At 36.0% G+C, this 24,483-nt stretch carries 22 protein-coding genes and 1 pseudogene; 19 read left to right on the forward strand and 4 right to left on the reverse strand.

Features of this window, described 5'->3' with window-relative positions; translation table 11 throughout:
• The 6 genes and pseudogenes from QI30_RS02050 to QI30_RS02075 form a co-directional block, all read left to right on the forward strand.
• Positions 1-889, forward strand: a pseudogene (locus QI30_RS02050) (transposase); the annotation flags it as partial.
• 219 nt (positions 890-1,108) lie between these two features.
• Positions 1,109-1,786 carry a response regulator transcription factor gene (locus QI30_RS02055; RefSeq protein WP_126989289.1) on the forward strand — a complete coding sequence of 226 codons (678 nt, stop codon included), beginning with the start codon at positions 1,109-1,111 and terminating at the stop codon, positions 1,784-1,786.
• Between the two features lie 32 nt (positions 1,787-1,818).
• On the forward strand, positions 1,819-6,855 hold the full coding sequence (locus QI30_RS02060; RefSeq protein WP_126989290.1) for an AAA family ATPase: 5,037 nt from the start codon (positions 1,819-1,821) through the stop codon (positions 6,853-6,855).
• A gap of 87 nt (positions 6,856-6,942) precedes the next feature.
• Entirely contained in the window at positions 6,943-8,550 is a 1,608-nt protein-coding gene (locus QI30_RS02065; protein WP_126989291.1) for an HD-GYP domain-containing protein, read from the forward strand.
• Positions 8,551-8,660: 110 nt separating this feature from the next.
• Entirely contained in the window at positions 8,661-10,079 is a 1,419-nt protein-coding gene (locus QI30_RS02070; protein WP_126989292.1) for a hypothetical protein, read from the forward strand.
• Between the two features lie 93 nt (positions 10,080-10,172).
• On the forward strand, positions 10,173-11,054 hold the full coding sequence (locus QI30_RS02075) for a VOC family protein (protein WP_233600502.1): 882 nt from the start codon (positions 10,173-10,175) through the stop codon (positions 11,052-11,054).
• A 74-nt stretch (positions 11,055-11,128) separates the two neighbouring features.
• On the opposite strand, the gene QI30_RS02080 is transcribed toward QI30_RS02075, so the two are convergent.
• Positions 11,129-11,464, reverse strand: a complete 336-nt coding sequence (locus QI30_RS02080) for a four-helix bundle copper-binding protein (RefSeq protein ID WP_126989294.1) — start codon at positions 11,462-11,464, stop codon at positions 11,129-11,131.
• A 99-nt stretch (positions 11,465-11,563) separates the two neighbouring features.
• Between QI30_RS02080 and QI30_RS02085 the strand changes: the two genes are divergently transcribed.
• Both QI30_RS02085 and QI30_RS02090 read left to right on the forward strand, forming a co-directional pair.
• Positions 11,564-12,181, forward strand: a complete 618-nt coding sequence (locus tag QI30_RS02085; RefSeq protein WP_370323571.1) for an HAD family hydrolase — start codon at positions 11,564-11,566, stop codon at positions 12,179-12,181.
• A gap of 43 nt (positions 12,182-12,224) precedes the next feature.
• Complete coding sequence (locus QI30_RS02090; protein ID WP_126989295.1) at positions 12,225-13,061, forward strand: aldo/keto reductase; 837 nt, start codon at positions 12,225-12,227, stop codon at positions 13,059-13,061.
• A 164-nt stretch (positions 13,062-13,225) separates the two neighbouring features.
• Here the strand turns inward: QI30_RS02090 and QI30_RS02095 are convergent, their stop codons facing one another.
• Both QI30_RS02095 and QI30_RS02100 read right to left on the reverse strand, forming a co-directional pair.
• Positions 13,226-14,770 carry a diguanylate cyclase domain-containing protein gene (locus tag QI30_RS02095; protein ID WP_126989296.1) on the reverse strand — a complete coding sequence of 515 codons (1,545 nt, stop codon included), beginning with the start codon at positions 14,768-14,770 and terminating at the stop codon, positions 13,226-13,228.
• A 15-nt stretch (positions 14,771-14,785) separates the two neighbouring features.
• On the reverse strand, positions 14,786-16,309 hold the full coding sequence (locus QI30_RS02100; RefSeq protein WP_126989297.1) for a sensor domain-containing diguanylate cyclase: 1,524 nt from the start codon (positions 16,307-16,309) through the stop codon (positions 14,786-14,788).
• 464 nt (positions 16,310-16,773) lie between these two features.
• Between QI30_RS02100 and QI30_RS02105 the strand changes: the two genes are divergently transcribed.
• From QI30_RS02105 to QI30_RS02150, 10 genes are all read left to right on the forward strand, one after another.
• Positions 16,774-17,232 (forward strand): tetratricopeptide repeat protein, encoded by a 459-nt coding sequence (locus tag QI30_RS02105; protein WP_158620933.1) that lies wholly within the window; start codon positions 16,774-16,776, stop codon positions 17,230-17,232.
• 447 nt (positions 17,233-17,679) lie between these two features.
• Positions 17,680-18,084: an acyl-CoA thioesterase gene (locus QI30_RS02110; RefSeq protein WP_126989299.1), complete on the forward strand. Its 405-nt coding sequence runs from the start codon at positions 17,680-17,682 to the stop codon at positions 18,082-18,084.
• 153 nt (positions 18,085-18,237) lie between these two features.
• On the forward strand, positions 18,238-18,729 hold the full coding sequence (locus tag QI30_RS02115; protein WP_126989300.1) for an RNA polymerase sigma factor: 492 nt from the start codon (positions 18,238-18,240) through the stop codon (positions 18,727-18,729).
• A complete protein-coding gene (locus tag QI30_RS02120; RefSeq protein WP_126989301.1) occupies positions 18,729-19,277 on the forward strand; it encodes a zf-HC2 domain-containing protein in 549 nt (182 codons plus the stop codon). Before QI30_RS02115 ends, QI30_RS02120 begins: the two co-directional genes overlap by 1 nt.
• The gene (locus QI30_RS02125) at positions 19,264-19,938 is read left to right on the forward strand and encodes a hypothetical protein (RefSeq protein WP_126989302.1); all 675 of its coding nucleotides are present in this window, start codon (positions 19,264-19,266) and stop codon (positions 19,936-19,938) included. The genes QI30_RS02120 and QI30_RS02125 overlap by 14 nt, the downstream gene beginning before the upstream one ends.
• Positions 19,939-20,031: 93 nt before the next feature.
• On the forward strand, positions 20,032-20,469 hold the full coding sequence (locus QI30_RS02130) for a hypothetical protein (protein WP_126989303.1): 438 nt from the start codon (positions 20,032-20,034) through the stop codon (positions 20,467-20,469).
• A 183-nt stretch (positions 20,470-20,652) separates the two neighbouring features.
• Entirely contained in the window at positions 20,653-21,093 is a 441-nt protein-coding gene (locus tag QI30_RS02135; protein ID WP_126989304.1) for a MarR family winged helix-turn-helix transcriptional regulator, read from the forward strand.
• A complete protein-coding gene (locus tag QI30_RS02140; RefSeq protein ID WP_126989305.1) occupies positions 21,090-21,716 on the forward strand; it encodes a nitroreductase family protein in 627 nt (208 codons plus the stop codon). Before QI30_RS02135 ends, QI30_RS02140 begins: the two co-directional genes overlap by 4 nt.
• Positions 21,717-22,103: 387 nt before the next feature.
• Positions 22,104-22,541 (forward strand): LysM peptidoglycan-binding domain-containing protein, encoded by a 438-nt coding sequence (locus QI30_RS02145; protein WP_158620934.1) that lies wholly within the window; start codon positions 22,104-22,106, stop codon positions 22,539-22,541.
• Positions 22,542-22,568: 27 nt separating this feature from the next.
• Complete coding sequence (locus QI30_RS02150) at positions 22,569-22,730, forward strand: LysM peptidoglycan-binding domain-containing protein (protein WP_126989307.1); 162 nt, start codon at positions 22,569-22,571, stop codon at positions 22,728-22,730.
• Between the two features lie 131 nt (positions 22,731-22,861).
• Here the strand turns inward: QI30_RS02150 and QI30_RS02155 are convergent, their stop codons facing one another.
• Entirely contained in the window at positions 22,862-23,449 is a 588-nt protein-coding gene (locus tag QI30_RS02155) for a TetR/AcrR family transcriptional regulator (RefSeq protein WP_158620935.1), read from the reverse strand.
• A 224-nt stretch (positions 23,450-23,673) separates the two neighbouring features.
• Here QI30_RS02155 and QI30_RS02160 point away from each other — a divergent pair, with 224 nt between their 5' ends.
• Positions 23,674-24,483 (forward strand): SDR family NAD(P)-dependent oxidoreductase, encoded by an 810-nt coding sequence (locus tag QI30_RS02160; protein ID WP_126989309.1) that lies wholly within the window; start codon positions 23,674-23,676, stop codon positions 24,481-24,483.

The following is a 24,483-nucleotide window of genomic DNA, read 5'->3' on the forward strand; positions in this document are numbered from 1 at the left end:
AGAACGTAAGCAATTACGTAGTCAACGAAAGACACCTAAACAAATCGTGAAACAAATTCATGATTGGATTACGCGAAAGAAAGTCTATCAACAAGACTTAGAATTGATGGGTGAGCGAAACAGTTATTCTAAAACAGATAGAGATGCGACGTTTATGCGTATGAAAGATGACTATATGAAAAATGGGCAGCTTAAGCCAGGTTATAATCTACAAGTAGCAACTGAAAATCAATATACACTCGCGTATGATGTATACCCTAACCCAACAGATACGAAAACGTTAACGCCTTTTTTAGAAACGATTACGGACCAGTATTTCGAATTACCGAAATATATTGTGGCAGATGCCGGTTACAGCAGTGAAGTTAATTATCAAAACGTGTTAGAAACACATGAACGTATCCCTCTTATCACTTATAATATGTATCGCAAAGAAGGAAAGAAGAAGTTTCAGCAAGACCCCTCAAAAACAAATAATTGGCCATACAATGAAAAAACAGACAGCTATACCTGCCCGAATGAAAAACAATTAACTTATCAATATGATGCGAGCCGTAAGGATCGTTCAGGGTATATACGTACGTTTAAAGTATATCAATGCGAAGACTGTTCAGATTGTCCAATACGTTCTCTCTGTACAAAAGCTGCCGAAGGCGCGCATCGAAAACTGTATGTGAACACGAAATGGGAACAACAGAAATCATATATACGACAGAAGCTTTCAGAACCAAAAACAGCTGAAATCTATCGTCAACGTAAAATTGACGTAGAACCAGTTTTTGGATTTCTGAAGGCTAATTTAGGTTTCACTCGATTCTCCGTCCGAGGAAAATCGAAAGTAAAAAATGAAATTGGCCTCGCATTAATGGCGACAAACTTAAGAAAATACGCAATAAGGGAATGGTAATTCCCAATTTGCGCATAAAAATAGAGAAGGTGATGTCAAATTCGACATCACCTTCTCTATTAAAGACTGGAATTTTTACTTATGTCCCAACCTCCTTTTTTTATGTAAAAAATAGTTCATTTGTTGTGTTAAATTATAAGAAATATTAAAAAATATGGTAAAATGAAAGGATTAGAAGGCTTAGGAGAGGATGAGACTAATATGAAGGAACGAATTGTTGTTGTAGAAGATGACATAGATATTTTAGAGGTTTTATCAATCTATATTGAAAATGCTGGCTTTCAATTATTCAAAGCATCAACAGTAGCAGATGGAGAACGTATTATTTTGGAAAGTAAGCCGGACGTCATCGTATTAGATGTGAATTTACCTGATGGTACAGGTTTTGAATTAGCTAAAAAAATCCGCAGTAAGACGAACGCGGTGTTAATGTTTTTAACGGTAAATGAAATGATTGATTATAAGTTAATGGGATTTGAAGTAGGTGCAGATGATTATATGACAAAGCCGTTTATTCCGAAAGAACTTATCGCAAGAATTCAAGCGCATTTAAAACGTCGTACTTCCAATCAAGATGCGAATGCGTTAACATTTGATGATTTAACGATTCAATTGGATGAAAAAGAAGTGTACCGTGCAGGAGAACGAATCAATTTATTTACGAAAGAGAAGCAATTACTGTTTTATTTAGTCGAAAATCGTACGCGTGTCGTAAGTTCAGAGCAGTTGCTTAATACAATTTGGGGCTATGATGGAATTGTTGATCCGAAAACATTGTCTGTACACATTAGTACATTGCGCAGGAAAATTGGTGATTCCTCAACGAAACCAAGATGGATTCAAACTATCCGAGGTTTTGGCTATAAATTTAATGAATAAGTTTGAATTTTTTGCGAATAGGAGTGCTATTGATGGTTAAGAAAACGGAATATATGCCGCAGCTATTGCATCGTAAATATATAGAAATCTATGAATCAATGATGGTATTACAAGTGATTCCGGATGTTACAACCTTACAGCAGGCACAAGAAAAATTACAATATGTAAAAAAGAATACGGAGCAGTATCCATTTTTGTTTCAACCACTCAACGTGCTTGAATTTAATGGACAATTTTTATTTTTATATGAAGATTTTACAGGCCAATCCCTTCGTCAACTGTTGTTGTCAAAACTGTCATTAAATCAAGTATTGCAAATTGTAATCGCTATCATTGCTGCAACTGAAAATTTGCATCAGCAAAATACGATATATCAGTTGATTAATCCATCCCATATTTTTGTGAATCCACAAACCCTTGAAGTGAAATTATTGGCGCCTGAAACATTAGCACAAGCGACAACAGAGGTAGACTGGGCTTATTTGGCACCAGAACAAACAGGACGCATCGACCAAAAAAGTGATGAACGTGTGGATTTATATGCAATTGGGGCATTACTTTATGAAATGATTGCCGATAAGCCCCTTTTTGAAGCGGATACAGAGCAAGAATATGTATTTGATATTTTGACAAAACAAGTTGATCACACGGTGATTGTACAAAAAAGTCGTATGCCGATTTTAGGAAATATCGTCCAAAAATTAATTGCAAAGAGTTCGGGTGAGCGTTACCAAACAGCAAGTAGTTTAAAGTATGACTTAATTCGTGTTTTCGAAGCGCTTGCACAAGGGAAAATGAATATAGATTTTCAGCTTGCTGAAATGGAACAACACTCGGATATGACGGTTGATTCAAAATTATATGGACGTACAACAGAGAAGCAAATGCTTGAACGCGCATTTCAACGTGTTGTCAAAGGGGATGGTCAAGTTGTCTTTTTGGTGGGTGCATCAGGGACTGGAAAATCTTCGCTTGCAAAATCGATTATGGAACAAACTTTTTATGCAAAAGGATATTTTATTGAAGGGAAATTTGATCAGTTAAAAAAACAGCATACGTTCGCTCCAGTTGTGGCACCTTTTCGCGATTTATTAAAACAAGTGTATTTAGCAGGTGATGCCGAAATTTCACGTTTTAAACAAGGTATCAAGCAAGTGGATTTAATCGTTATGGATAGTTTGCTTCAACTCATTCCAGAATTATCCTGGTTCATATCAAAAACAACGAAAATTATTGATGACCGCGAACAAGCAACACAACAAATTTATGCGTATATTTTTTCTTCATTGCAAAAATTACTTACTGTTTTTGCAACGAAGAAGCGCCCGCTCGTATTTTTTGTTGATGACTTACAATGGGCGGATGATATTGTTGTCGATTTGTTTAAGAAAATTTGTGCATATCATGATAGTGGCTATTTATTATTTATTGTAGCTATGCGTGATGAGGCATCTACAAAAAATCGTCTTATGGAGTGGCAACAAGAATTAGAAAATTATAGCACCATTCAATTAGGATTACTGGAGCTTTCAGCTATTGAAGAATGGGTGAAAGCAGTATTAGGCGAAGGTCCGACTGCATATGAAATCGCTAAATATTTAGCGCGTTTAACACAGGGCAATCCATATTTTATTGCTGAGGCTTTTCGAATGCTATTAAAAACAAAGATTCTTTTTTATGAGGCAGCGACTGCAAGCTGGCATTATGATGCCCAAAAATTAAATGGTATTGTGACGAGTGACGGTTTATCAGAATTTATTACCCGACGAGTTGATTTATTGGAGCCGCATTTAAAATATATTTTGCAAACAGCTGCTTGTTTTGGGCAAACATTTGAATTTCAATTATTACTGAAGTTGTTAGATGTTCCGTATTATAATTTATTAAGTGATTTACATATATTAATGGAGCGTGGGTTTATACGAATGCGCAGTGTATACCAACGTACGCTACCAAATGAAAAACAACTATTCCAGTTTGTTCATGATGGTGTTCAACAGGCCGTTTATAATTCTATCCCTGAAACAGAGAGTATGTCGATACATTTTTCGATTGGAAAACTATTGCAAAAAGAAAATAATGGTGTGGAATTATTAGAAGAAATTGTGCGACAACTGAATTACTGTAAGAGTCGTTTAAGTACGATTGAGCATGAGCAGCTGGCATTATGGAATCATCAATTAGGTGTTCTAGCAAAGTCGGCTGGGCTTGTACAAAATGCACGTTATTATTTTTTAGAAAGTAAAACATTATTACCTACAGACTGCTGGGAACGGTTACGAGTGGAAACTTTGCAAATTTATATGGATCTTGCAGAGTGTGAAGGTGTATTAATGCATATAGACGAATCGAATGACTATATGAATGAGGCGTTGACTCATGCGGAAACAAAGCTCGAAAAATTACGCGTATATTATTTGATGACACGTATGCATCAAGAACATGATTCTTCAGATAAGTTAATTGATATTGGCTTTCGTGCATTAGAACTTGGCAATATGAATATTACAAAATCAGTTAAAAAATTAGATATTGTTAAAGAGTTTGTAAAGGTAAAGTGGGCATTACGTCGTAAAACAAATGAGGATTTATTAAATTTGCCCGCCATTGATAATGAAGAGATTGATATTCTTATACAAATAATGATTGCATTTAGTCGGTTATCTTCACATCCGAATATTTCAGCGATGCTATTTTTACGTTTACTTCGTTTGCAGTTGAAATATGGTGCTTCTACGCAGGCGCCTATCGTTTATTGTAATTATGCATTAATACTCATTTCAGGGTTTGATGATATTGAAGGTGCGCTACGTTTTGGAAGTCTAGCAAAAGAGTTAGCGGATGCTTCAGAGGATATTTATATTAAGGCGCGCGTATATTTTATTTATAGTATTTTCCTACATCATTGGCAGCATGATTTACCATCAGCTATTGAATTAATGCGCCAAAGTCAGTTATGTACAAATGAATTAGGGATGAACTATATTACGACATCGCATTCTTGTTTTGTTTGTAATACACGGTTTTTATCAGGCGATTCACTAGTGGATGTGCAACAGGAAATCGTGACTCAACAGGACCGTTATGGTCAGCATCCGAATGCCTTAGCAGAGGACTTTTTAGCAGAATTGCAGTATTGGATTGAAGCGTTACGAAACGGTGATATTGTACCTGAATATCATATGCCGATTACGCTTGAAGATGAGGCGATGGTGAAAGCTATGCATTATATCTTGCGTATTCAAATGGCCTATTTCTTTAATGATTGTACAGCACAAGAGGAATTGCTCATGGAGTTAGAAAAACAAAAGCATGAAATTATCTCACTACCAATTGCACCATATTACTATTTCTTTAGAGCATTACATCAATTTGATCGACTGCGAGAGGATATTTTACCGCGTAAGGCGTTGTTGAAGGCTGTACGTGAAATTAAGGAAAGCTTATATAAATTTAAAATTTGGAGTACCAAAGCACCGCATCAATATGAGCATTTATATATGCTATTGGTGGCTGAAAATGAGTACCGTAAACAAATGTATGAGGAAGCAGCATTACGATATGATCGTGCGATTCAATTATCAAAAATTTATCACTATGTGCACCATGAGGCGATTTTTTATGAGCGTGCGGCACGTTTTTATCATAATCAACATGATGAAAAGAAAACGCAGCGCTATGTAGCTCAAAGTATTCAAAAGGTGCGTTTATGGGGGGCATCAGTTATTGCAGAGCGCCTCGTAGAACTATATACACATTATATTTTACCAGAAGAAACAACAACATCGAATGTGCCAGTTGATAGATTGGCTATATTTGAAGCAACAGAATCATTAGCACGTGAAACGACGATTGAAGAGGTTTATGAGCGCCTACTTAAATTATTAATGCGCCAGGCTAATGCGACGGCAGTCCATTTTATTAAAAAGCAAGAAGATGAATGGTGTGTCACAGCCTCTCTTTTAAGAGAGCAAGGACCAATACAATTAAATATGATTACAAAGCCATTAACGGCAGCGCAGCTTGTGATGATTCATGAAGTGCAACAGCGAACACAGCCACTTATATTGCGTGAAAGTACGGATGAGGAAATTCGTTTATATGATAATACAGCAAAAACATTAATTTGTATGGCAATTCAATATAAAGGAGAAACGAGGGCTTTTTTATATTTAGAAAATCAGTATGTTGAACATGTTTTCAAAGTTGTTGATATGGATATTTTACGTCAGATTGCCTTGCAGTTATTAATTGCAGTTGAAAATGCGGAAGTATATGCAGATTTAGAAAATCGAGTGACATTGCGTACAAATGAGTTAGAAGAGAGAAATATGGATTTACAAATAGCGATGGGGCGTCTTGAAATGAGTGAGCAGGAGCGTAAACAACTACTACAAAGTGTCTCCCATGAGTTACGATCACCAATTACTTCTACACTTGGCTATATTGAAGCAATTTTGGATGGTGTTGTAACAGATGAACAACAGCAAATGAAATATTTAGAACGCAGTAAAATGCGGTTATTAAATTTGAATGAGTTGATTCGTGATTTATTTGATTTAGCAAAATTAGAAGCAGGGCGTTTAGATTTCCATTATACACAGTTACCGGCACAACAATTGTATGAATCTTTATGCTATAACTATGCAGAGGATGTTGCAAGGGCTGGGTTGATATATGATACAACAAGCACTGTTTCTGCAGAGATTTTGGTTGTAGTAGATGTAAAACGAATCGAGCAGGTTTTTGTTAATTTAATGACAAATGCGCTGAAATATACAGATAAAGGATATATTTCATTTAGTATGCATGTTGAAGATGAGTATGTCATATTTGAAATTAAAGATAGCGGCATCGGCATTCCAGCGAAGGATCTGCCTTATATTTTCCAAAGTAATTATCGTGCGAGCAATAGTAAGCATCGTGATTCACATGGTATTGGATTAGCTATTTGTAAGAAAATTGTAGAAGAACATAAAGGAATGATCGAAGCAAAAAGTGAAGAATCAGAGGGTACATGTATTCGATTTAAGTTACCGACCGATAATGAGTCTTTAGACTATAAATAATTAAGTAAAAGATGTGCTGTTTAACGTTGTTTTAACCTTTGAAGAATATAGTCTATATACAAACTATATCTAATAGGAGGGGTTTTAATGGCAGTGGCACAAAAAAGCTACGAATACTGCACCGTTCATACTGTGTGTTCAGGAGACGAATTATATAGTGATTTACGAGTTGAAAATCAAGTTTGGATGCGTAGTGGGCATATTTTAACAGAACATGAAATTGACTTTTTGAAAAAAAGAAATATCAGGACTATTTGCGTGAAACGTAGAAAATTTAATGACATAGACGAGTCATTAAAATCTGTGACGGATTTATTTTTCCAGGCAGTTGGCTACAACAGCTTAGAGATGCGTTATGGTCGTACATTAAAGGATTCAACAGATATTCAATTTATTAAAGAGTTATTTTTATCATATATGAAAAATGCGCAGTGGCGAGAGCACTTCTTAATGCTGAAAGATTTTGATGGGTATTTGTATAGACATGCGACAGATGTTTTTACACTGGCAACATTATTTGCAAAGCATGAGAATATGCCAAATATTTCTCAATTTGCAATCGGTTATTTACTATATGATATAGGAACAGTCTATACATCGTTACTATTACTGCAAAAAAAGGACCCATTTACGAATGCAGAGAAACGTGTCGTGCAGCAACATGTGGAACGAGGTGAGATAATGCTTGAGTCACTAGGGCTTGAGCATGTTTCACATTTTTCAAAGCAACATCATGAAAGAATAGATGGAAGTGGCTATCCGTATGCACTAACAGAGGAAGATTTATCAGTAGAAGTGCAACTACTACAAATTGTTGATACGTATTCTGCACTTACAATGAAACGTGCGCATCAACCCGCAATGTCTGCATCAGAGGCTTTTGAGCATATGTATCGCCTTGGTACACAATTTAACAAGCAATTATTAAATCGTTTTATCGAGTTTATTGGTATTTATCCGAAGGGTTCCATTGTTGAATTAACAACAGGTGAAAAGGCTGTTGTAGAAGCCAATAATGAATTGATGCAGCTTTTACCACGCGTACGAACAGCGCATAAATCAATGATTTTGCCAATGGATTTAAGTATTACGATTAAACGTTTAGTGTCATATGAAGTAGATACGGCAAAAGAATTATTTACGCATTTATCGAATTATTTAATTAAAGGTGATACACAGCACGTACAGCGCTATTATGAACAACTAAAATTATGCTATGCATGTAAAGATTGGAGCACGCAAATTTTTATTCCAATTTATCATTTACTACAGATGCTAAAACGCACAAATTATTTACAAACAGAGCATTTACAACATGCTTTGTCAAAATTACAGCTGCTATTAGATGATACATTACAGCAATTTAGAAATGAAAATGTTGATGAACCAGTACTATTAGTTACGACAAATACAACTGAAAATCCTACACTTATTAAAATTTTCAAAAGCTTATTATATACACAAGGTTGGTCTGTGTATGCGAAATCAAAAGAATCTTGCGAACAAGTGTTGGAGCAGATGTATCTTGAGCATATTATTACAATTGGGAATCAGCCGTATCAATTTTCTACTAAGCAACAAAATTTTCATCTAACAGAACCTCAGTTAAATTCACTATTGGAGCATTTTTCCGGTAAATATATGACGGGGAAAGAATTAGAAATTTATTTAAATAAGTATAAAAGAACTATTTAAATGGGTTTTTAGTTCTATTTTATTAAATAATCTGATAATTTAACTATTTTTTAACCTTTTTCTCTTATTGTAGAGTGTAACAACGTCTATAAAGAAGGGAGAAAGAACGTATGCAACTACAGTTAACGAAGGCTTATCGCCATGTGAATGTTTTAAGCTCTGGAGATATTATTTGCGAAAATGTAAAAGATGAAAAAAAGTTATTATTGCGTGCAGGCAGAAAATTAACAGACCGTCTTATTTATTTGTTGAAACTGCATCATATTCGCTATGTCTATGTAGAACAGTCTTTACCACATCAATATGATGTCGAAACACGTACGTTTTTGACAGAATTTTTTAAAATGATACGTGCAAATAATGAAAGAAATCGCTATGCACATTTATTTTTGAATAAAGAATATAGTTGTGTGATTCAAACATTATTAGCTGCGTATTTACAAGATAATCGGTTGCGTGAGGAAATGCAGCATTTAATGCATGATCAGATGTTTTCGCAGGCGGTAGAACAGTTTTCACTGGGCACACTGTTAGCAAAACGTATGGGAATGGAACGCTTAGGGGATACGGCAATTGCCTATCTCTTAATACCTTGCGAAGCACTTGATGATACGTATTTAAAGGGTTATTTTGAACGAATTGGACTTGCACATCTTTCGCATATTCTAAAGTATCACTGTATAGAGCAGCCCACATTAGATGTTCAGATTTTACAGGTCGTCCATACGTATGTTACGATGACGCGTGAAAATTCAATGATTTCTTTGCAAGAAATTTACCATTTAATGCATGAACAAAATCGTTGGAGTAATGAGTTATTGTATCATTTTCGGGAGCTCTTAGAAGCGGGGGAACGAAAAAAAGAAGGTTTTATGCAGTCGACGCAAACAACAACAGTGGCGACACAAGCATTGCCGGTACGTACGACTATTACATTATGTAAAATGGAGTCACCAGATTATGAACGACTACTATGTTTATTGCATTATGTTGTAGAGGAACAATATGAGCAAGCAACGACATATGTCCAAGAACTATTAGCGAAATCGACACCAGCAGATTGGTTGACGATGATTGTTATGCCGTTGAAGCAGCTTATTGAGGCGGGGGCATATGCACCGGCTGTGGAGCGCTTTATTGATGATTTATTAATATCGTTATTAAAGGAATTACGCTTACATGGCGAGCAAAAAAATGTGGCCCTACTCATTATTAATAAGAAAATGAAAAACCCACAATTATTAGCACTACTTGAAGGGATTTTGCGTACACAAAAATTGACGGTTTATCGGCCACCTTTTATTAAATCGGCGGCACAAATCGAGCGCCTTAAAGAGCATTACGAGGCGCAGCATATTATTGTCGTTGGTCATGCACCACAACTTGCAACAAATCCAAAGCATTATTACGAATTGCATGAAAATCAATTGGCGAGTCTATTGTATAGCTTAGCGGGTGAGAGAATTCGTGATTATGCATTTATGAAAAAATTAGATAGGTATAATATGTTGCAGACCGAGAAGAACTAATTTTCGGTCTTTTTTGTTGACTTCTAAAGGTTTCTATTTTATAGTAAGTTACGAATAGTAATTAACTAATAAAAAATTAGGGGAAATATAATCATGACAACTTATCATAAAAAACCAAATGCATATGTGTCACATGTGCAATTAAATGTATCAAATTTAGCCCGTTCAATTGAATACTATACAACAATTATTGGCTTCACTGTTTTAAAGCAAACAGCAACAACTGCTTACTTATCAGCAGATGGCAAAACAAGTCTTGTATCGATTAATGAAGTACCAGAGGCGGTATCAGCAAAAGGTTATACGGGGTTATATCATTTTGCATTACTTTTACCAACACGCAAAGATTTAGGGAATTTTGTGCAGCATTTTATTGAATATGATGTACGTATCGGTGCAGGTGATCACGATGTGAGTGAAGCACTTTATTTATATGACCCAGATGGTAATGGTATTGAAATTTATGTGGACCGTCCAGATACCGAATGGCAATGGGATGATAATAACCAAGTGTATATGACAACGCGTGAAGTTGATTTTGCGTCAGTTCTTGCGGAGGCAGATGGACAATATAATGGCTTACCAGCAGAAACCGTAATGGGGCATATTCATTTATCTGTGGCAGATTTAGCGCAAACAGAAAATTTTTATACAAATGTATTAGATTATGAAGTGGTGACAAGATATGGTCGCCAGGCGTTGTTTATTTCAACAGGCCATTACCATCACCATATTGGTTTGAATACATGGAATAGTGCAGGGGCAAGTGAGCGTCCTCATAATGCAGTTGGTTTAAAATCGTACACAGTCGTATTGAAAGATGTAGCCTATGCGGATACGGTAGCAGGGCAATTAAAAACGGCTGGGTTTCCTGTTGAAGCATTTGAAGAGGCACCCGCATTTGGTGGTGAACAACGCTTTTCAACAGTAGATCCAAATGGCATTCGTATTATTTTTACAATTGATGAGAATTAAAAAAACGCACAAATAGGTATGTGCGGCTAAAATATAGTGGAAAAGAATCGCAGCAATGTGGTTCTTTTTTTACGTTAGCTTAGTGCTTTGACCATTAGCTCACACACCTCAGCACAGCGTGTACAAGCTTCTTCACATTTACGACAATGCTCATGATGCTCGGCGTGTTTGGCGCATTCGTTTGCGCAAGTATGACAGATTTCAGCGCAAAGAGCACAAAGTTGCTTTGCGAAGGGACTATTTCGTTCTAGCGCACTTGCAGTAGCATGACAAAAATCCGTACATTCTCGTGTTAATCGAATGCACTGAGCAACCATTGTGACATCCTGTTCTGCTAGGCATAAATCAAAGCAACGATTTGCAATTTTTGCTGTTGCGACACATTCTGCACTACATGTTTCCATATCCATATCTTAAACACTCCAATCTTTTTCTACTGTCAATCTCTTCCCGTCCTCTTGCAATTTAAACAAAAACAGGTAAAACTAAAGAAAAGGAGATGGTTTATAATGAAAGCAATTATTTTTGATGTAGATGGCACAATGCTAGACACAGAGCGTGCACAGCTGAAGGCGCTTCAACAAGTATTAGAGCAACATGATTTGATGTATACGATGGATGAGCTGCGAGTTGTTTTTGGTATTCCAGGTAAAGATGCATTGAAGCGTTTAGGTGTAGAGAATATTAATGAAGTACATAAAGAATGGGATAAAGCAGTCGAAGTCTATATGGACGAGGTACAATTATTTTATGGTGTCGAAGAAGCTTTAAAGACATTAACGGCACAGGGTGTAAAACTAGGAATTGTAACATCTAAAACACGCGTACAATTTGTGAATGAATTTCAGCCGTTTGGATTGAATGACTATTTTGCATCTATTATCACAGCAGAGGATGCACCAAAGACGAAGCCGGATCCAGCGCCATTACAACTTTGTTTAACGGAGTTAGCAGTAGCGCCAGCAGAAGCGATTTATGTTGGAGATACGATTTTTGATTATCAATGTGCGAAAGGGGCAGGTGTTCCTTTCGCGCTAGCATTATGGGGTGCGCATTCAACAAAAGGAATGGACGATGCGGCATATCGTCTTGAAACAGCTGAAGAGATTACAAATATTATTGTTTAAGCACTTCTTCTTGAGGTAACAGTACAACGAGGAAGGTGATTGAATGAATTCGACAAAAAAATTAGCAGATGGCTATGATATTCCATCCATTGGTTTTGGGACGGTATTTATGAAAGGTGAGGACTGTGCAAATAATGTAGCGCAGGCAATCAGACATGGTTATCGTTTAATTGATACGGCGATTCGTTATGACAATGAGGGAGCAGTCGGTGAAGGTATTCGCCGTTCCGGAGTTCCACGTGAGGAATTATTTGTGACGTCTAAATTACGTGCACAGTTTTATAAAAATCCTGACGTTGCACTCGAAATGATTGAAGAATCACTTTATCGTATGGGATTAGATTATTTGGATTTATATTTATTACATTGGCCAAATCCAAAGCAAGATTTATACGTACAGGCATGGCAGGTTTTAATTGAGGCGCAAAAACGCGGACTTGTCCGTTCGATTGGCGTGTGTAACTTCATGCCAGAGCATTTAAATCGTTTAGAAGATGAAACGGGTGTCCTTCCGGTCGTTAATCAGATTGAGTTGCATCCTTACTTTTCACAAGAAGAGCAACGTGCATTTGATGCATCTAAAGGCATTATTACCGAAGCATGGAGTCCCCTTAGCCGCGGACGTACAGTTATCTATGATGAGACATTAAAGGCTATTGCGGCGGAAAAAGGAAAGACAGTTGGTCAAATCATTTTACGTTGGCATTATCAGTTAGGTGTTATCGCGATTCCAAAAGCAGGTTCTGAGGAACATCAGCTTGAAAATTTAGCGATTTTTGATTTTGAATTGTCTGATGAAGATATGCAAAAGATTAATGCGCTAACACAAGAAAATGGACGCATTGATAATCAAGATCCGAGGGAGTTTGAGGAATTTTAACCTAATAATTGTTTAGCTGAAAAATAGGCTAGAACATATGTGTAAAAATAACCGCTCCTAGAAACATAAGAAAAGCCGGAATCGCACGGTGGCGCGGTTCCGGTTTTTCGTTGCGAACGCTAAAAAAAGGAAAATGACGTATTTCGTCTCAGTCTCTTTTTAGTCTATAAATCTCGTGCTTTTTTAATACGCTGCTTATCGACATACATCGCGTCATCTGCAAGCTGATAATAATATTCAAAATGAGCTGATACGTCAGCGTGTACAATAGCGTAGCCAATACTTGGTGAAATAATAAAGGATAGGTCTTCATACTGGAATGGATTTGACACAAAGCGAGTCCGTAAATCATCTACAAAACGCATCGCAAATGCCTCGTTACTATCAGGTAAATAAAGCACAAACTCATCGCCGCCTAATCGTGCTAACTCATGTGTTGGCTGTGCAGCATCGCGTAGTAGTTGTGCAGTAAACTGTAGCACATAATCACCAATTTTATGGCCGTACGTATCATTAATTTGTTTGAATGAATTTAAATCCATTAAAATCAATGTGCCCATTTTTAGGGTGTTGATTAAGTTCGTCACTTTTGGGATGAAGTATGCGCGATTTGGCAAGTGAGTTAATTGATCCTCATAAGCGAGTTGATGTAAGCGCTGCTGTTGCTTCATTTCTTCTGTCATATCAAAATAAGATAAGTAATAAAAATAATGATGCTCCTCTTCTAAAATGGAGGCATTGACAGATAAAAAATACGCATCATCTGAAAAAGGGTCTTCCATACGAACAATATGATTCGTTAAAATCCCTCTTTTTGTTAATAAATCATAAATTGACCCACTATGGTTGAGCGATAAATCATTGAAAAAAAGCTGATGAACAATATTTTCGACGCCGTACTGTTCAATGGGTTCTCGCGCATTGTCGTTAATTTCAGAAATACGGAATTCATGGTCTAAAATAACGATACCAATCGGTGCCACCGTGATAAGTTCACGATAACGATTGGCGATGCTCGGCGATAGCTCTAGGTGAACCATGCCAGCGCCAACCGCTAATATGCAGGCTACTTGAATGTACATCGACATAAATGGAAATGTCGTTTGAGGTGGAAGAAGCCATTCCACTGTGTAAAATGCACCGATAACAATAATGAGTACACTTGAAAAATAATAAAACATTTTCTTTTGAATGCCGCGACGGATTTTTAAAGCGATATAGCTGGCAAAACCAAGCAGGCCCAATAAGAGGATTGCCGATAAACTATAAACAAGTGATATAAACGGTGTCATCGTATTTTGGAGCCAAATATTCCCGTTTTCAAAGCCTGTCGTTGGCAGGGGTGCAAAAAATGCACCGATAAAAACCGCTGCTGCAGGAGCGTAAAAAATAAAAGGTGCAAACGGAATCCGTACTTGATTTAAGTTACGAATGAGCCAATAGGCAAGGTGCATTAGTGCGCTAAGTGATAAAATGCCAATCGGGGCATGCACATAATTTGTTAAATACGGATGGATGGTTGGCTGTAAATGCGCAAAAAATATGCTAATAAACGACACCATATAGCAACAGCAGATAAAGGCAATTAGTCGATTTTCTAGACTATGCAACCCGCGCGTTAATACGAATAAACTTAAACAAATTAAAATGGCTACTGGCAATAAAAAGGCACAGCAGTAAATTAAAAGCGTGGTCGCATCATACGTCAAAAGATTCACCCCTTTTTAAGCGTTTTTTAAATGCTTTTTTTCCTTGTACATATTTAAATCTGCTGTATGAAGCACAGTCTCCAAATTTGTAATCGGTTCCTTAGAAATAGCATATCCGAAGCTAGCGCTAATAAAAATTTCATTACCATCTTTTAAGGTAAGTGGCTTTGTTTGACATTGCACTCGTAATGTATAAATTAAGGATTCAATTGTGTCGATGGACGTACAATTATGCAAATAAATCGCAAATTCATCTCCACCTAGCCGAGCACTTAAATGAGGTGGGGTGATATATTCTTTAAAAAATGATGCAAAAAGCTGTAATAATTCATCTCCAATTTGATGACCATACGTATCATTTACTTGTTTGAAACGATTTAAATCACACAGAATTAAAGTGCCAGGTGTGTTTTTAGTGAGAATATAAGAATTAAAATACGTGCGGTTAGACAATGTCGTAATGGAGTCTACATAGGCCATTTCCCTAATTTGCCGTTGGCGTTCGATTTCACTTGTTTGGTCATACCAGACTAAGTAATAAAAAGGACCATCATTTAAATAAACAACAGAGGCATTACAAGAAAGATAGGTTGTTCTACCAGTTTCCGCGTGCTGAATCGTTAATAATTGCCCACGTAATGAATTTTCTTTTACAAGTCGGTCCATAAATGATTGGAACCGCAAAATATTTTCTTTTAGAATAAAAGAATCTTTTGCAGGCATACCTACTTTAAAATCTGCCCAAATCATTGCAGCATCATTAAAGTCAAATACGCGTTGTTTTTCATCTAGTAGCACAATTGCGTAAGGTGTTAATTTCATCATCGTTTGATAGCGATTCGCTAAACTTGAGGTAAGGTTAAAACGCAATATACCCCAAAATAGCATCAGCGTCGTGAAAATACCTAAATACAGCGGCCACATTGGTGGATAAGGTATAAGCGTGAAAGTCACAATACAGGTAATATACGTCGCAAAAACAATGAGTTGACCGATAAATAAAAAGCGAATTAATCGGAAAATATTACGATTGAGGCAGCGACGATAGCCGACGTATAAAATCGGTAACGTTGAGAGTGAAATAGAACCAAATCCGATAAAAAATAATGTGGTATAGAATGGTACATCTCGGTAATACCAAACGGTGTGCGAATAAAAGTTATCTGAATTAAGACCGATAATTGGAATCATCGCAAGCATGAATACAACAGGTACATAAAAAATAATTGGCGCGAACCGAAATGGAATCGGTGTATATTTTGCAATTACAATATACATAGTATGCAATGTAAATGAGGCGCCTAGTAAAATAAAAGGTGCTACAATAAATTCAGTTAGCCACCAACTTTGATTCATTGGAACCATGTGGCGTACAAATTCGCTTATTAATGCAACTGCGTAGCTGCTAAAAGCATAGCCGATAAGCTTTGCTTCTTTTATAGAATAAGAGCGCGTGAGAAGAATTGTAATACAGCTAATTAAAAGAATTGCAGGAAGCAAAAAGATAGTTATATATATATATAATGTAGGGATTGGCATCGTCAAAACCTCCAATAAGGCTTATAAGCATAATTCTATTTTTAATTAGAAAGAAAGGACAATTATGCATAATATATGTATAAGTTTGAGTGATTTTTTAGAATGCTCTTTTAAATAAAAAAGAAAAAAGGCTAGTGTGCCATTTTAAATATAAAACTTTTCAGCTAATCTATATAGAAAGAAGTCAATGCTTAACTTTACCCCATCGTAAAACAGAAAAACTAGATAAAATACCCTTAATAATGAATAATTAATTAAGGAGTCTATACTAGCATTATAGAATATAATAACTTTAATTTTCAGTTAATTCAGAGATTAGTAATAGTCATAAATACTCTTTTTTTAATATTATTTTTCGTTTAAAAGATAAACATTGAGCATAAAGTATTGTTTTGCTTTGGTTGTCGTAAATGATATTCAAGTATTGGGGAAAAGGGAATAAAACAAAGGCAAAAGGAGTGATAATGATGTGGGAATTAGCAATGCGCTTACGTAGTGCAGGGAAACATGAAGAAGCACTGAAACAATTTGAAAAAATAACAGTCGAAAATCCTCAAGACGCAGAGGCACAGTACTATGCAGCAACAAATGAGGTGTTAGGACGAGAAAAAGAAGCGGTACCGTATTATGAAAAAGCGATTGCGCTTGGCTATGATGAAGTGGATGCTTATATTGGATTAGGGAGTACATATCGCGTGCTCCATCGCTATGAGGATGCACGAAAAATCTTAGAGCAGGGCTATGAACAATTTCCAGATAACTTCGCTTTACCACCACTTTTAGCGATGCCCTATTATAATTTACAAGAGCATGAGAAGGCAACGACCTTATTGCTACAATGTTACGTGAAGGCTTCTTTAGACAATGATGTACAGGCATTTAGTCGTGCCATTAACTATTATGCGACACATTTAAACGATTAAAAAAAGCAGAATGGTGACTCTTCGCCTTTCTGCTTTTTAAATGAACATTTTATGTTCCCCTTTTATCAGTTGCTGGTCATGATACATGCGTACATCGGTAGGCTGGTAAAGCATTTCATATGGATCACAAGCAGGCGTTGCAACAGCGTAAGCCAAAGCTTGGGCCGAGCTCGATATGTGTATGATGATGTACGTATAGATTTAATGCAAAACTAATGTGCCATACTGGTAAGCGATTATGAAAAGCCACTTCTGACATGGGAGAAATGGCATACAAATTCATCTCTGTTAAGCATGCAAGCAAGTCATTTTTTGTAAAAGCTTAGCAGTATGTTTAAATAACTCATCTCTCTGAAAAAACCTAGTACCTTTTCTTATTTTTTCAAACTACTTTCAAGCGTTGACGTAATGAAAAAAGGGAATAGACAATAAAAAGGAGGTCTTTGGATGTTAGTTGATATGGAGTTAGAAGTAATGGAGCCAGATACGGATTTGAATGGGCATATGAATCATGTGCAATATATTTATTATTTAGAGCAGGCGCGTCACACATGGTATAAGGGCATTGGCATGCCGGTAAAAAAATTAATTGAAGAAGACCGTATTGGGACAGTGGTTGTGCATTTAGAAACGGATTTTAAAAAAGAGGCGCGGCTTGGTGATAAGCTAATTATTCATACAACATTAGCCCATGTAGGAACAAAAAGTTTCACATTACAGCAGGAAATCATTAATGAACAGAAAGAAACAATCGCAGAAGCTTCTATTATAAGTGTTATGTTTGATTTATCTGCTCGAAAAGCGATTCCGGTTTGTCAGGAAATTCGTGATGCACAAAAATCGAGTAATTAATAAGTTCGTATGAAAGAAGAAAGATGATTTCTTCTTTTTTATTTTGTGCAAATACATAGAAAAAAACTTTTTAAAAAAAATTTGTACTTTTTTGTAACGAAATGAAAACTCAAGGTATTAATACTATGAACGAACCAAGAAGGGAGGTCGCTGATGAATAAAATTGAAGAATATTATGTGGATTTGCAACCGCAAGTCGAAGCTTTTTTCTACGCTAAAACGGCTAATCGAATGCTGACACAGGATTTATGCCAAGACACATTTTATGAAGCATGTAAAAGTGTCGATACATTTTCTGGGGCAAGCACATTAAAAACATGGATTTTTTCGATAGCGAATAACTTATTAAAAAAATATTATCGAAAAAACCATTATGAAAACGATTTGCTAGGTATGTTATCAGCGCTCCCAGAACAAGAGGTGCCATCAACCGAACATTTAATTGAAGTGCAAGAAGATATGAAGCATTTTTTATATGTATTGTCGAAATTAAAAAAAGATGAGCAAGAACTCGTTTTACTACGGACATATGGTGAGCTAAGTTTTGCGGAAGTAGGCGAAATGCTTGGCAAGAGCGAAAACTATGCGCGTGTGACGTTTCATCGACTGAAGCGCAAGTTACAACAAGAAATGGAGGACATGTAATGAAAGAATGTCAAATTGTCGAAGACTTATTACCCTCATATGAGGAAGATTTATTACAGCCCGATTCAAAAGCATTTGTCGACGAGCATTTAAAGCATTGTGAGAAATGTCGAAAACTCGTAGCTGATATGGGGAAACCACTTCCAGCCTTTGAAGTGAAGCGTGATGTAAGGAAACTTCAAAAAACAATTAAAAAATCAAGCTTCATGCAAATGCTGCTCATTGTCTTAATGGCAGCGGGTGCGGCGTATAGCGCATATGGAGCTGAAGAGGGTCTTTATTTTATCTTAATTTATCCGCTGCTAGGTGCGCTACTATACGGATTTTATGGCAAGATGCGCATACCACTTGTGATAGCAACGATTACAACGACAATCTTTGTGGCACTTATTCCGGCATTAGAGATGCCGACAATGTATGATACGTTGCAAGAATTTATCGGATTATTTATATACGTTCCAATTTTGTTATTATTCTTTATGATTGGCTTTTTACTAACAAAATGTTGGAACATGATGACAGGGAGAGAGAAATATGAAAAAAAATAAAATGATTGGTGCAATTGGCTTTATCGTCATTGTCGCCGCATTACTAATCGCTTACTTTTCAGCGAATGGCAATCCCATTGCGAAACAAAAAGCAAAAGATGTCGTGAAAAATTATTTAGAAATGACATACTCAAACGCGAAAGATATGGAAATTGTGAAGGCGGGCCACAACTGGTATATGGACACCTATTCTTTTGAAGTAGAATTTAAAGATGGTTACGGTAATACAGAAACATTTATTGTTGATACAGTAGGTGATCGTCCATATGAAATTAATTATGATACGCGTTTTTCTAAATTAGAGGATACAAAAAAAAGTGAGCTATTTACAGAGCAAGCAACAAAAGAATTAAGAAAACAGTTGGAGGCAGAAAATGTGCCACTTGTAACGAAGGATTATGCCGCAGACGAACTTTTAATTATTAATGTTGATAAAAAAAATACAGATAAAACATGGTCTCCAAATGTGAAAGCATTTGGCCCTGTAGGTGGGAACATCATATTAGATAACCATTTATCAAAAGAACAGTTTTTAGCTGAAGCAAAAAAAATCCAAGTGGTGTTAAATAATATGGGTGTGACATACGATAAAATAAATGTTTCAACAAATAATTACGATTATTATGTGACACCAAAGAAAATCGAAGACATTGCATATTAATGAAGGCCTAGAAGAGCAGATTTGCTTCTTCTAGGTTTTTTATGTGTGAAAACTGTATTTTAGTGGAACTATAATGATAAGGAGGGGATGCCGATGCATCAGGATCAATTAATTGTCAAAGAAGCGTTAGCTGGAAAGTCAGCCAAGGAAATTAAAAAAGTATTAAAAGATGAAAAAATTAATATGAAGGCAAAAGAAATTGTTGCAAGTCTTTCCACATATGGTTTTGTGTATGATGAAGAGGAAGGAAAATGGGTACAGGTGATGCCACTCCATCCATTCACAGATGACGAAGTGAAAAAATTAAAAGAACTTGCGACGGTGGAGTCGCAGGGGAAATTAAAACAAACACTTACGAAGGATATTACAGATGCAGCGGCAGCTCTATCATCAGAGGAACGGAAAAGTAAGACATTTTATATTGACCAGGGCATGGCACAGCAGGCAAAAGAGTTTGCGGAAGAAAAGGGTATAAAACTTGCTGAATTTGTTGAGATTGCTTTATTAGATGCTATGGAAAAATATCGATAAACGAAAATGATTCAGAAATCGCACTAGTAAAAGGTGCGATTTTTTTGATGGGTTATTTTGGGTTATTTTTAAAACAATTGATGTGTTTTTGATAATATAAGTGAAAAATATTGAAAAAAATATCATTTTTTATATAATTGACTAGTCAACAATTGATGCATCAATAATAAAGGAGTTTTTGTCATGAGTCAGGAAGAGATGAAGCAAGTATTAATGGAAATAAAGGGCATTGAACGTCAAGTGACGCAATGCTTTGAGAAATCAACGCATATGAGCTTGACGCGCTATGAAATGCTGCAACAACTCTATCATAATGGGCGCATGGTACAAAGCGACTTACGTGATGTACTGAAAATCGACCAAGCTGCTGTTACAAGGCACTTGAAAGTATTAGAGCAAGAAAACCTTGTGAAACGTGAACGAAACGCTGACAATAACCGGGAAGTGTTCGTAGAGTTAAGCTCACAAGGACAACAGCGCCTGAGTGGCTGTTCATGCAACCGTACGCAGTTTTTTGATGAATTGTATGCAGGGTTTTCAGAAGCGGAATTTTCACAACTGCAACATTTTGTGAAGCGACTTAATCAAAATGTAATAAATATGAAAGAAGGATTAACACAATGATCTCTACACAAACTGAACTTCAACGAATTATGAATGACCGTAAATCGGTACGTAAATATAAAGAGGGTGTCACAATTCCTCAAGAAAAGTTAATGGAATTAGTACGACTTGCAACAACTGCTCCATCATCAAGCAATATGCAACCTTGGCGTTTCCTAATTATCCAAGATGAAGAAGCGAAAAAAGAATTATTACCAATCGCATTCAATCAAGAACAAATCGTACAATCATCTGCAACAATTGCTGTATTAGGTGATTTGAAAATGTATGAAAATGCACAAGCAATTTATGATGCAAACGTGGAACAAGGTTTTATGACACGTGAAATTGCGGACAATATGATTAAAAACTCTGTAAACTTATATGCTGGTTTACCAGAGGAAGCATTGAAAAATGTGATTCAATTTGATGCTGGTTTAATCTCAATGCAAATCATGTTATTAGCAAAAGAAATGGGTTATGACACCGTACCAATGGGTGGCTTTAACAAACAACAATTTGCAGAGCACTTCAATCTTCCAGAGAATGAATTCCCTGTATTATTAATTTCTATTGGTGAAGCGGCAGCGCCAGCATATGGGTCTTCACGTATTCCTGCTGAACAATTAACGCGCTTTATCTAAATTATCGGAAGCAAAAGGCCGCCATTGTGCGGTCTTTTTTTATCGTACATAATTTTTTTTGGCATTATTTTTAGGCATGAAAAAATTTTTTATGCAAATAGGCTAAAAATAAATACAGATTTTCAGTATAAAGAGTTGAATTATCTTTTTGTCTTTTACTCATTTAGATATGATGAATAGGAAAAATTAGATTAAATTGTATAATATATCATGTAATCGTATGTTTATAACTTTTGATAAGCTATTTATTGCTATTTGACAGTGGCATTTTTTTAGGATAATTTCAATAAGGTTAACCAAAAAACATACTGATTTACTATTATGAAACTACATATCCTAGGCAATAGTGCTGTAATAAATTTAAAGCTATACGGAGGCCCAACATTTATGAAAAAAGAATTAGCAGTGACACTGTCTTCGGCTGTATTTTTTGCACCGATGACAGCTCTTGCTGATACTTATAAAGTGGAATTTGGTGATAATTTGTGGAACATTTCTAAAACACGAAATAAAGATTTCAATGAAGTATTGAAACTTAATAATCAAATAAACAATAAAGATTTAATTTACAAAAATCAATTAATCCAATTGCCACCGACAACTATCAAAAAGGCAACAAAAACGTACAAAGTCGTTGTTGCTGATAATTTGTGGTTAATTGCACAAAAGAAACAAGTTGATTTCGCTGCATTACTAAAAGCAAATCCACAAATAAAAAATAAAAATCTTATTTATCCGGGGCAAGAAATTAATTTGCCAGCAACCTTTACAGATGTGAAAGAACGAACGAAAGCAACAAAAGCGTTAGATGGAGCAAACGCATGAACGAATAAAAAGGAAGCAACGAAAAACTTGCCATCGGATGTAGCAACGAACAAAAAGCAACCAGCGAAAAAGAAAACAACCAAAGTTTTGGCAGGTGCTACGCTATGGAGCATTGCGAAGGATAATCATGTTAGTGTGCCTGAACTAGTGAAGGCAAATCCGCAAATAAAAGATAAGAATCTCGGATGAAACGTCGGAAGCGGCAACGTATGATATCATTGCTTATGATAAAAAATTAGGTACGACAAAGGCAACAACAGTAAAAGCACAATAAAGAAAAAGGAGAAAGCGCTAAACTCGCGCTTTCTCCTTTTTCTACTTTAAGGCACTCGTTTAATGAATGGCCCATTAAGTGAAATTTCGATTAATGTTTTAGCCATTTGCCCTGGCTCCGTCGCATAATTGGTTTTTATCCACCAACGAATGCATTCTAAATAAGCGCCTACCACATATGAATTAATTAAGTTTTCATCTACATCAATAAGATATGGACGTGTGGCAGAAAGATGCAACCCATTTTTTACATAGTCTCTTAAAATTCTTTGAATACCATTACTTAGTAATGCATCTGCTTTATAAATTAATAATGTTTCATAAGCTTTTTGATTTTTTTGTATATGTTCAAATAAAAGCGTCAAATTAATATAGCGTTCTTCTACAGGCATTTGCTCTAAAGGCTTTGTATTTTGAATCGTTAATGCATGCTCTAGTTCATTTAAAAGTTTAGCAATCAAGTCTTCACGTAAATCTTGTATGTCCTTATATGATTTGTAAAAAGTAGGACGTGTAATTTCAGCTTTTTTACAAAGTTGCTGAATACTTAATTGGTCATAGCCTTCAATCAATAATGCTAGGTAGGCCTCTTGTAATTTTTCTTTTGAACGTACTTGTCTTGGATCTAATTTCATTTTCATCACCTATTAGTTATAGTAGCATGAAACGATTGTTTAGATGCATTAAAGTGCTGCTTAGCTGTCATCAAATGAATAGCCATCACTTTATTTCCTTTAAAATCTCTCCTTTATAGCAAACTTAGTTTACAAAGTGTAAATTAGTTTATATAATAATCTAGCAAAGCAGTATTATTTTTGTAAGAAAAAACGCTTTGTAATAAAAATTGAGGTGTTTAACTATGAATCGTTTAGAAAACAAAGTAGCTATCGTAACAGGTGCTGCTTCTGGCATGGGTGAAGCAACAGTAAAATTATTCGCCGCACAAGGTGCTAAGGTAGTCGCTGCGGATATTAATGTTGCAGGATTAGAGCGCGTGGTGAATGAAGTACAAGCAGCTGGTGGAGAAATTATCGCTAAACAAGTGGATATTGGCAATGAGGAAATGATCAAAGATATGATTCAAACAGCTGTTGACACGTACGGACATATTGATATTTTAATGAATAATGCCGCACGCCTCGATTTCCATCATGATGTTAATGTAAAGGATATGGATATCTTTGAATGGGACGAAACGATGCGCTACAATTTAAAATCTGTCATGTTAGGTATAAAATATGTGCTACCAGTCATGTTAGAAAATGGCGGTGGGTCAATTATTAATACAGCATCAATGGGTGGACAAGTTGGGGAAATGACGAAATCAGCATATGCGGCCGCTAAAGCAGGCGTTATTTCATTAACACGTTCAACAGCGGTTCAATTTGGCAAGCAAGGCGTTCGTTGTAATGCCATTGCACCTGGAATGGTTTTACCAAAGGAGCGTATTGAAAATGCTCCTGAAGGTTTAGCAGCATTAATTGATATTTATAAAGATGTTAAATTACTAGACCGTATTGGAGATCCAATGGACATCGCTAACTTAGCATTATTCTTAGCAAGCGATGAATCTTCTTTTATTACAGGACAAGTCATCAATTCTGATGGTGGCATGCTTGTACAAAACCCAACGGTCAGTGCTATAAAAAATGCAAATCTAGCTTGGTAA

This window comes from Candidatus Kurthia intestinigallinarum, assembly GCF_003991225.1.
GTDB lineage: Bacteria > Bacillota > Bacilli > Bacillales_A > Planococcaceae > Kurthia > Kurthia populi.

What these genes read in the sequence shown, in the direction of transcription:
- QI30_RS02055 (WP_126989289.1), top strand. Translation starts at nt 1,109, where the DNA reads ATGAAGGAACGAATTGTTGTTGTAGAAGATGACATAGATATTTTAGAG.
- QI30_RS02060 (WP_126989290.1), top strand. Translation starts at nt 1,819, where the DNA reads ATGGTTAAGAAAACGGAATATATGCCGCAGCTATTGCATCGTAAATAT.
- QI30_RS02065 (WP_126989291.1), top strand. Translation starts at nt 6,943, where the DNA reads ATGGCAGTGGCACAAAAAAGCTACGAATACTGCACCGTTCATACTGTG.
- QI30_RS02070 (WP_126989292.1), top strand. Translation starts at nt 8,661, where the DNA reads ATGCAACTACAGTTAACGAAGGCTTATCGCCATGTGAATGTTTTAAGC.
- QI30_RS02075 (WP_233600502.1), top strand. Translation starts at nt 10,173, where the DNA reads ATGACAACTTATCATAAAAAACCAAATGCATATGTGTCACATGTGCAA.
- QI30_RS02080 (WP_126989294.1), bottom strand. Translation starts at nt 11,464, where the DNA reads ATGGATATGGAAACATGTAGTGCAGAATGTGTCGCAACAGCAAAAATT.
- QI30_RS02085 (WP_370323571.1), top strand. Translation starts at nt 11,564, where the DNA reads ATGAAAGCAATTATTTTTGATGTAGATGGCACAATGCTAGACACAGAG.
- QI30_RS02090 (WP_126989295.1), top strand. Translation starts at nt 12,225, where the DNA reads ATGAATTCGACAAAAAAATTAGCAGATGGCTATGATATTCCATCCATT.
- QI30_RS02100 (WP_126989297.1), bottom strand. Translation starts at nt 16,309, where the DNA reads ATGCCAATCCCTACATTATATATATATATAACTATCTTTTTGCTTCCT.
- QI30_RS02105 (WP_158620933.1), top strand. Translation starts at nt 16,774, where the DNA reads ATGATGTGGGAATTAGCAATGCGCTTACGTAGTGCAGGGAAACATGAA.
- QI30_RS02110 (WP_126989299.1), top strand. Translation starts at nt 17,680, where the DNA reads ATGTTAGTTGATATGGAGTTAGAAGTAATGGAGCCAGATACGGATTTG.
- QI30_RS02115 (WP_126989300.1), top strand. Translation starts at nt 18,238, where the DNA reads ATGAATAAAATTGAAGAATATTATGTGGATTTGCAACCGCAAGTCGAA.
- QI30_RS02120 (WP_126989301.1), top strand. Translation starts at nt 18,729, where the DNA reads ATGAAAGAATGTCAAATTGTCGAAGACTTATTACCCTCATATGAGGAA.
- QI30_RS02125 (WP_126989302.1), top strand. Translation starts at nt 19,264, where the DNA reads ATGAAAAAAAATAAAATGATTGGTGCAATTGGCTTTATCGTCATTGTC.
- QI30_RS02130 (WP_126989303.1), top strand. Translation starts at nt 20,032, where the DNA reads ATGCATCAGGATCAATTAATTGTCAAAGAAGCGTTAGCTGGAAAGTCA.
- QI30_RS02135 (WP_126989304.1), top strand. Translation starts at nt 20,653, where the DNA reads ATGAGTCAGGAAGAGATGAAGCAAGTATTAATGGAAATAAAGGGCATT.
- QI30_RS02140 (WP_126989305.1), top strand. Translation starts at nt 21,090, where the DNA reads ATGATCTCTACACAAACTGAACTTCAACGAATTATGAATGACCGTAAA.
- QI30_RS02145 (WP_158620934.1), top strand. Translation starts at nt 22,104, where the DNA reads ATGAAAAAAGAATTAGCAGTGACACTGTCTTCGGCTGTATTTTTTGCA.
- QI30_RS02155 (WP_158620935.1), bottom strand. Translation starts at nt 23,449, where the DNA reads ATGAAATTAGATCCAAGACAAGTACGTTCAAAAGAAAAATTACAAGAG.
- QI30_RS02160 (WP_126989309.1), top strand. Translation starts at nt 23,674, where the DNA reads ATGAATCGTTTAGAAAACAAAGTAGCTATCGTAACAGGTGCTGCTTCT.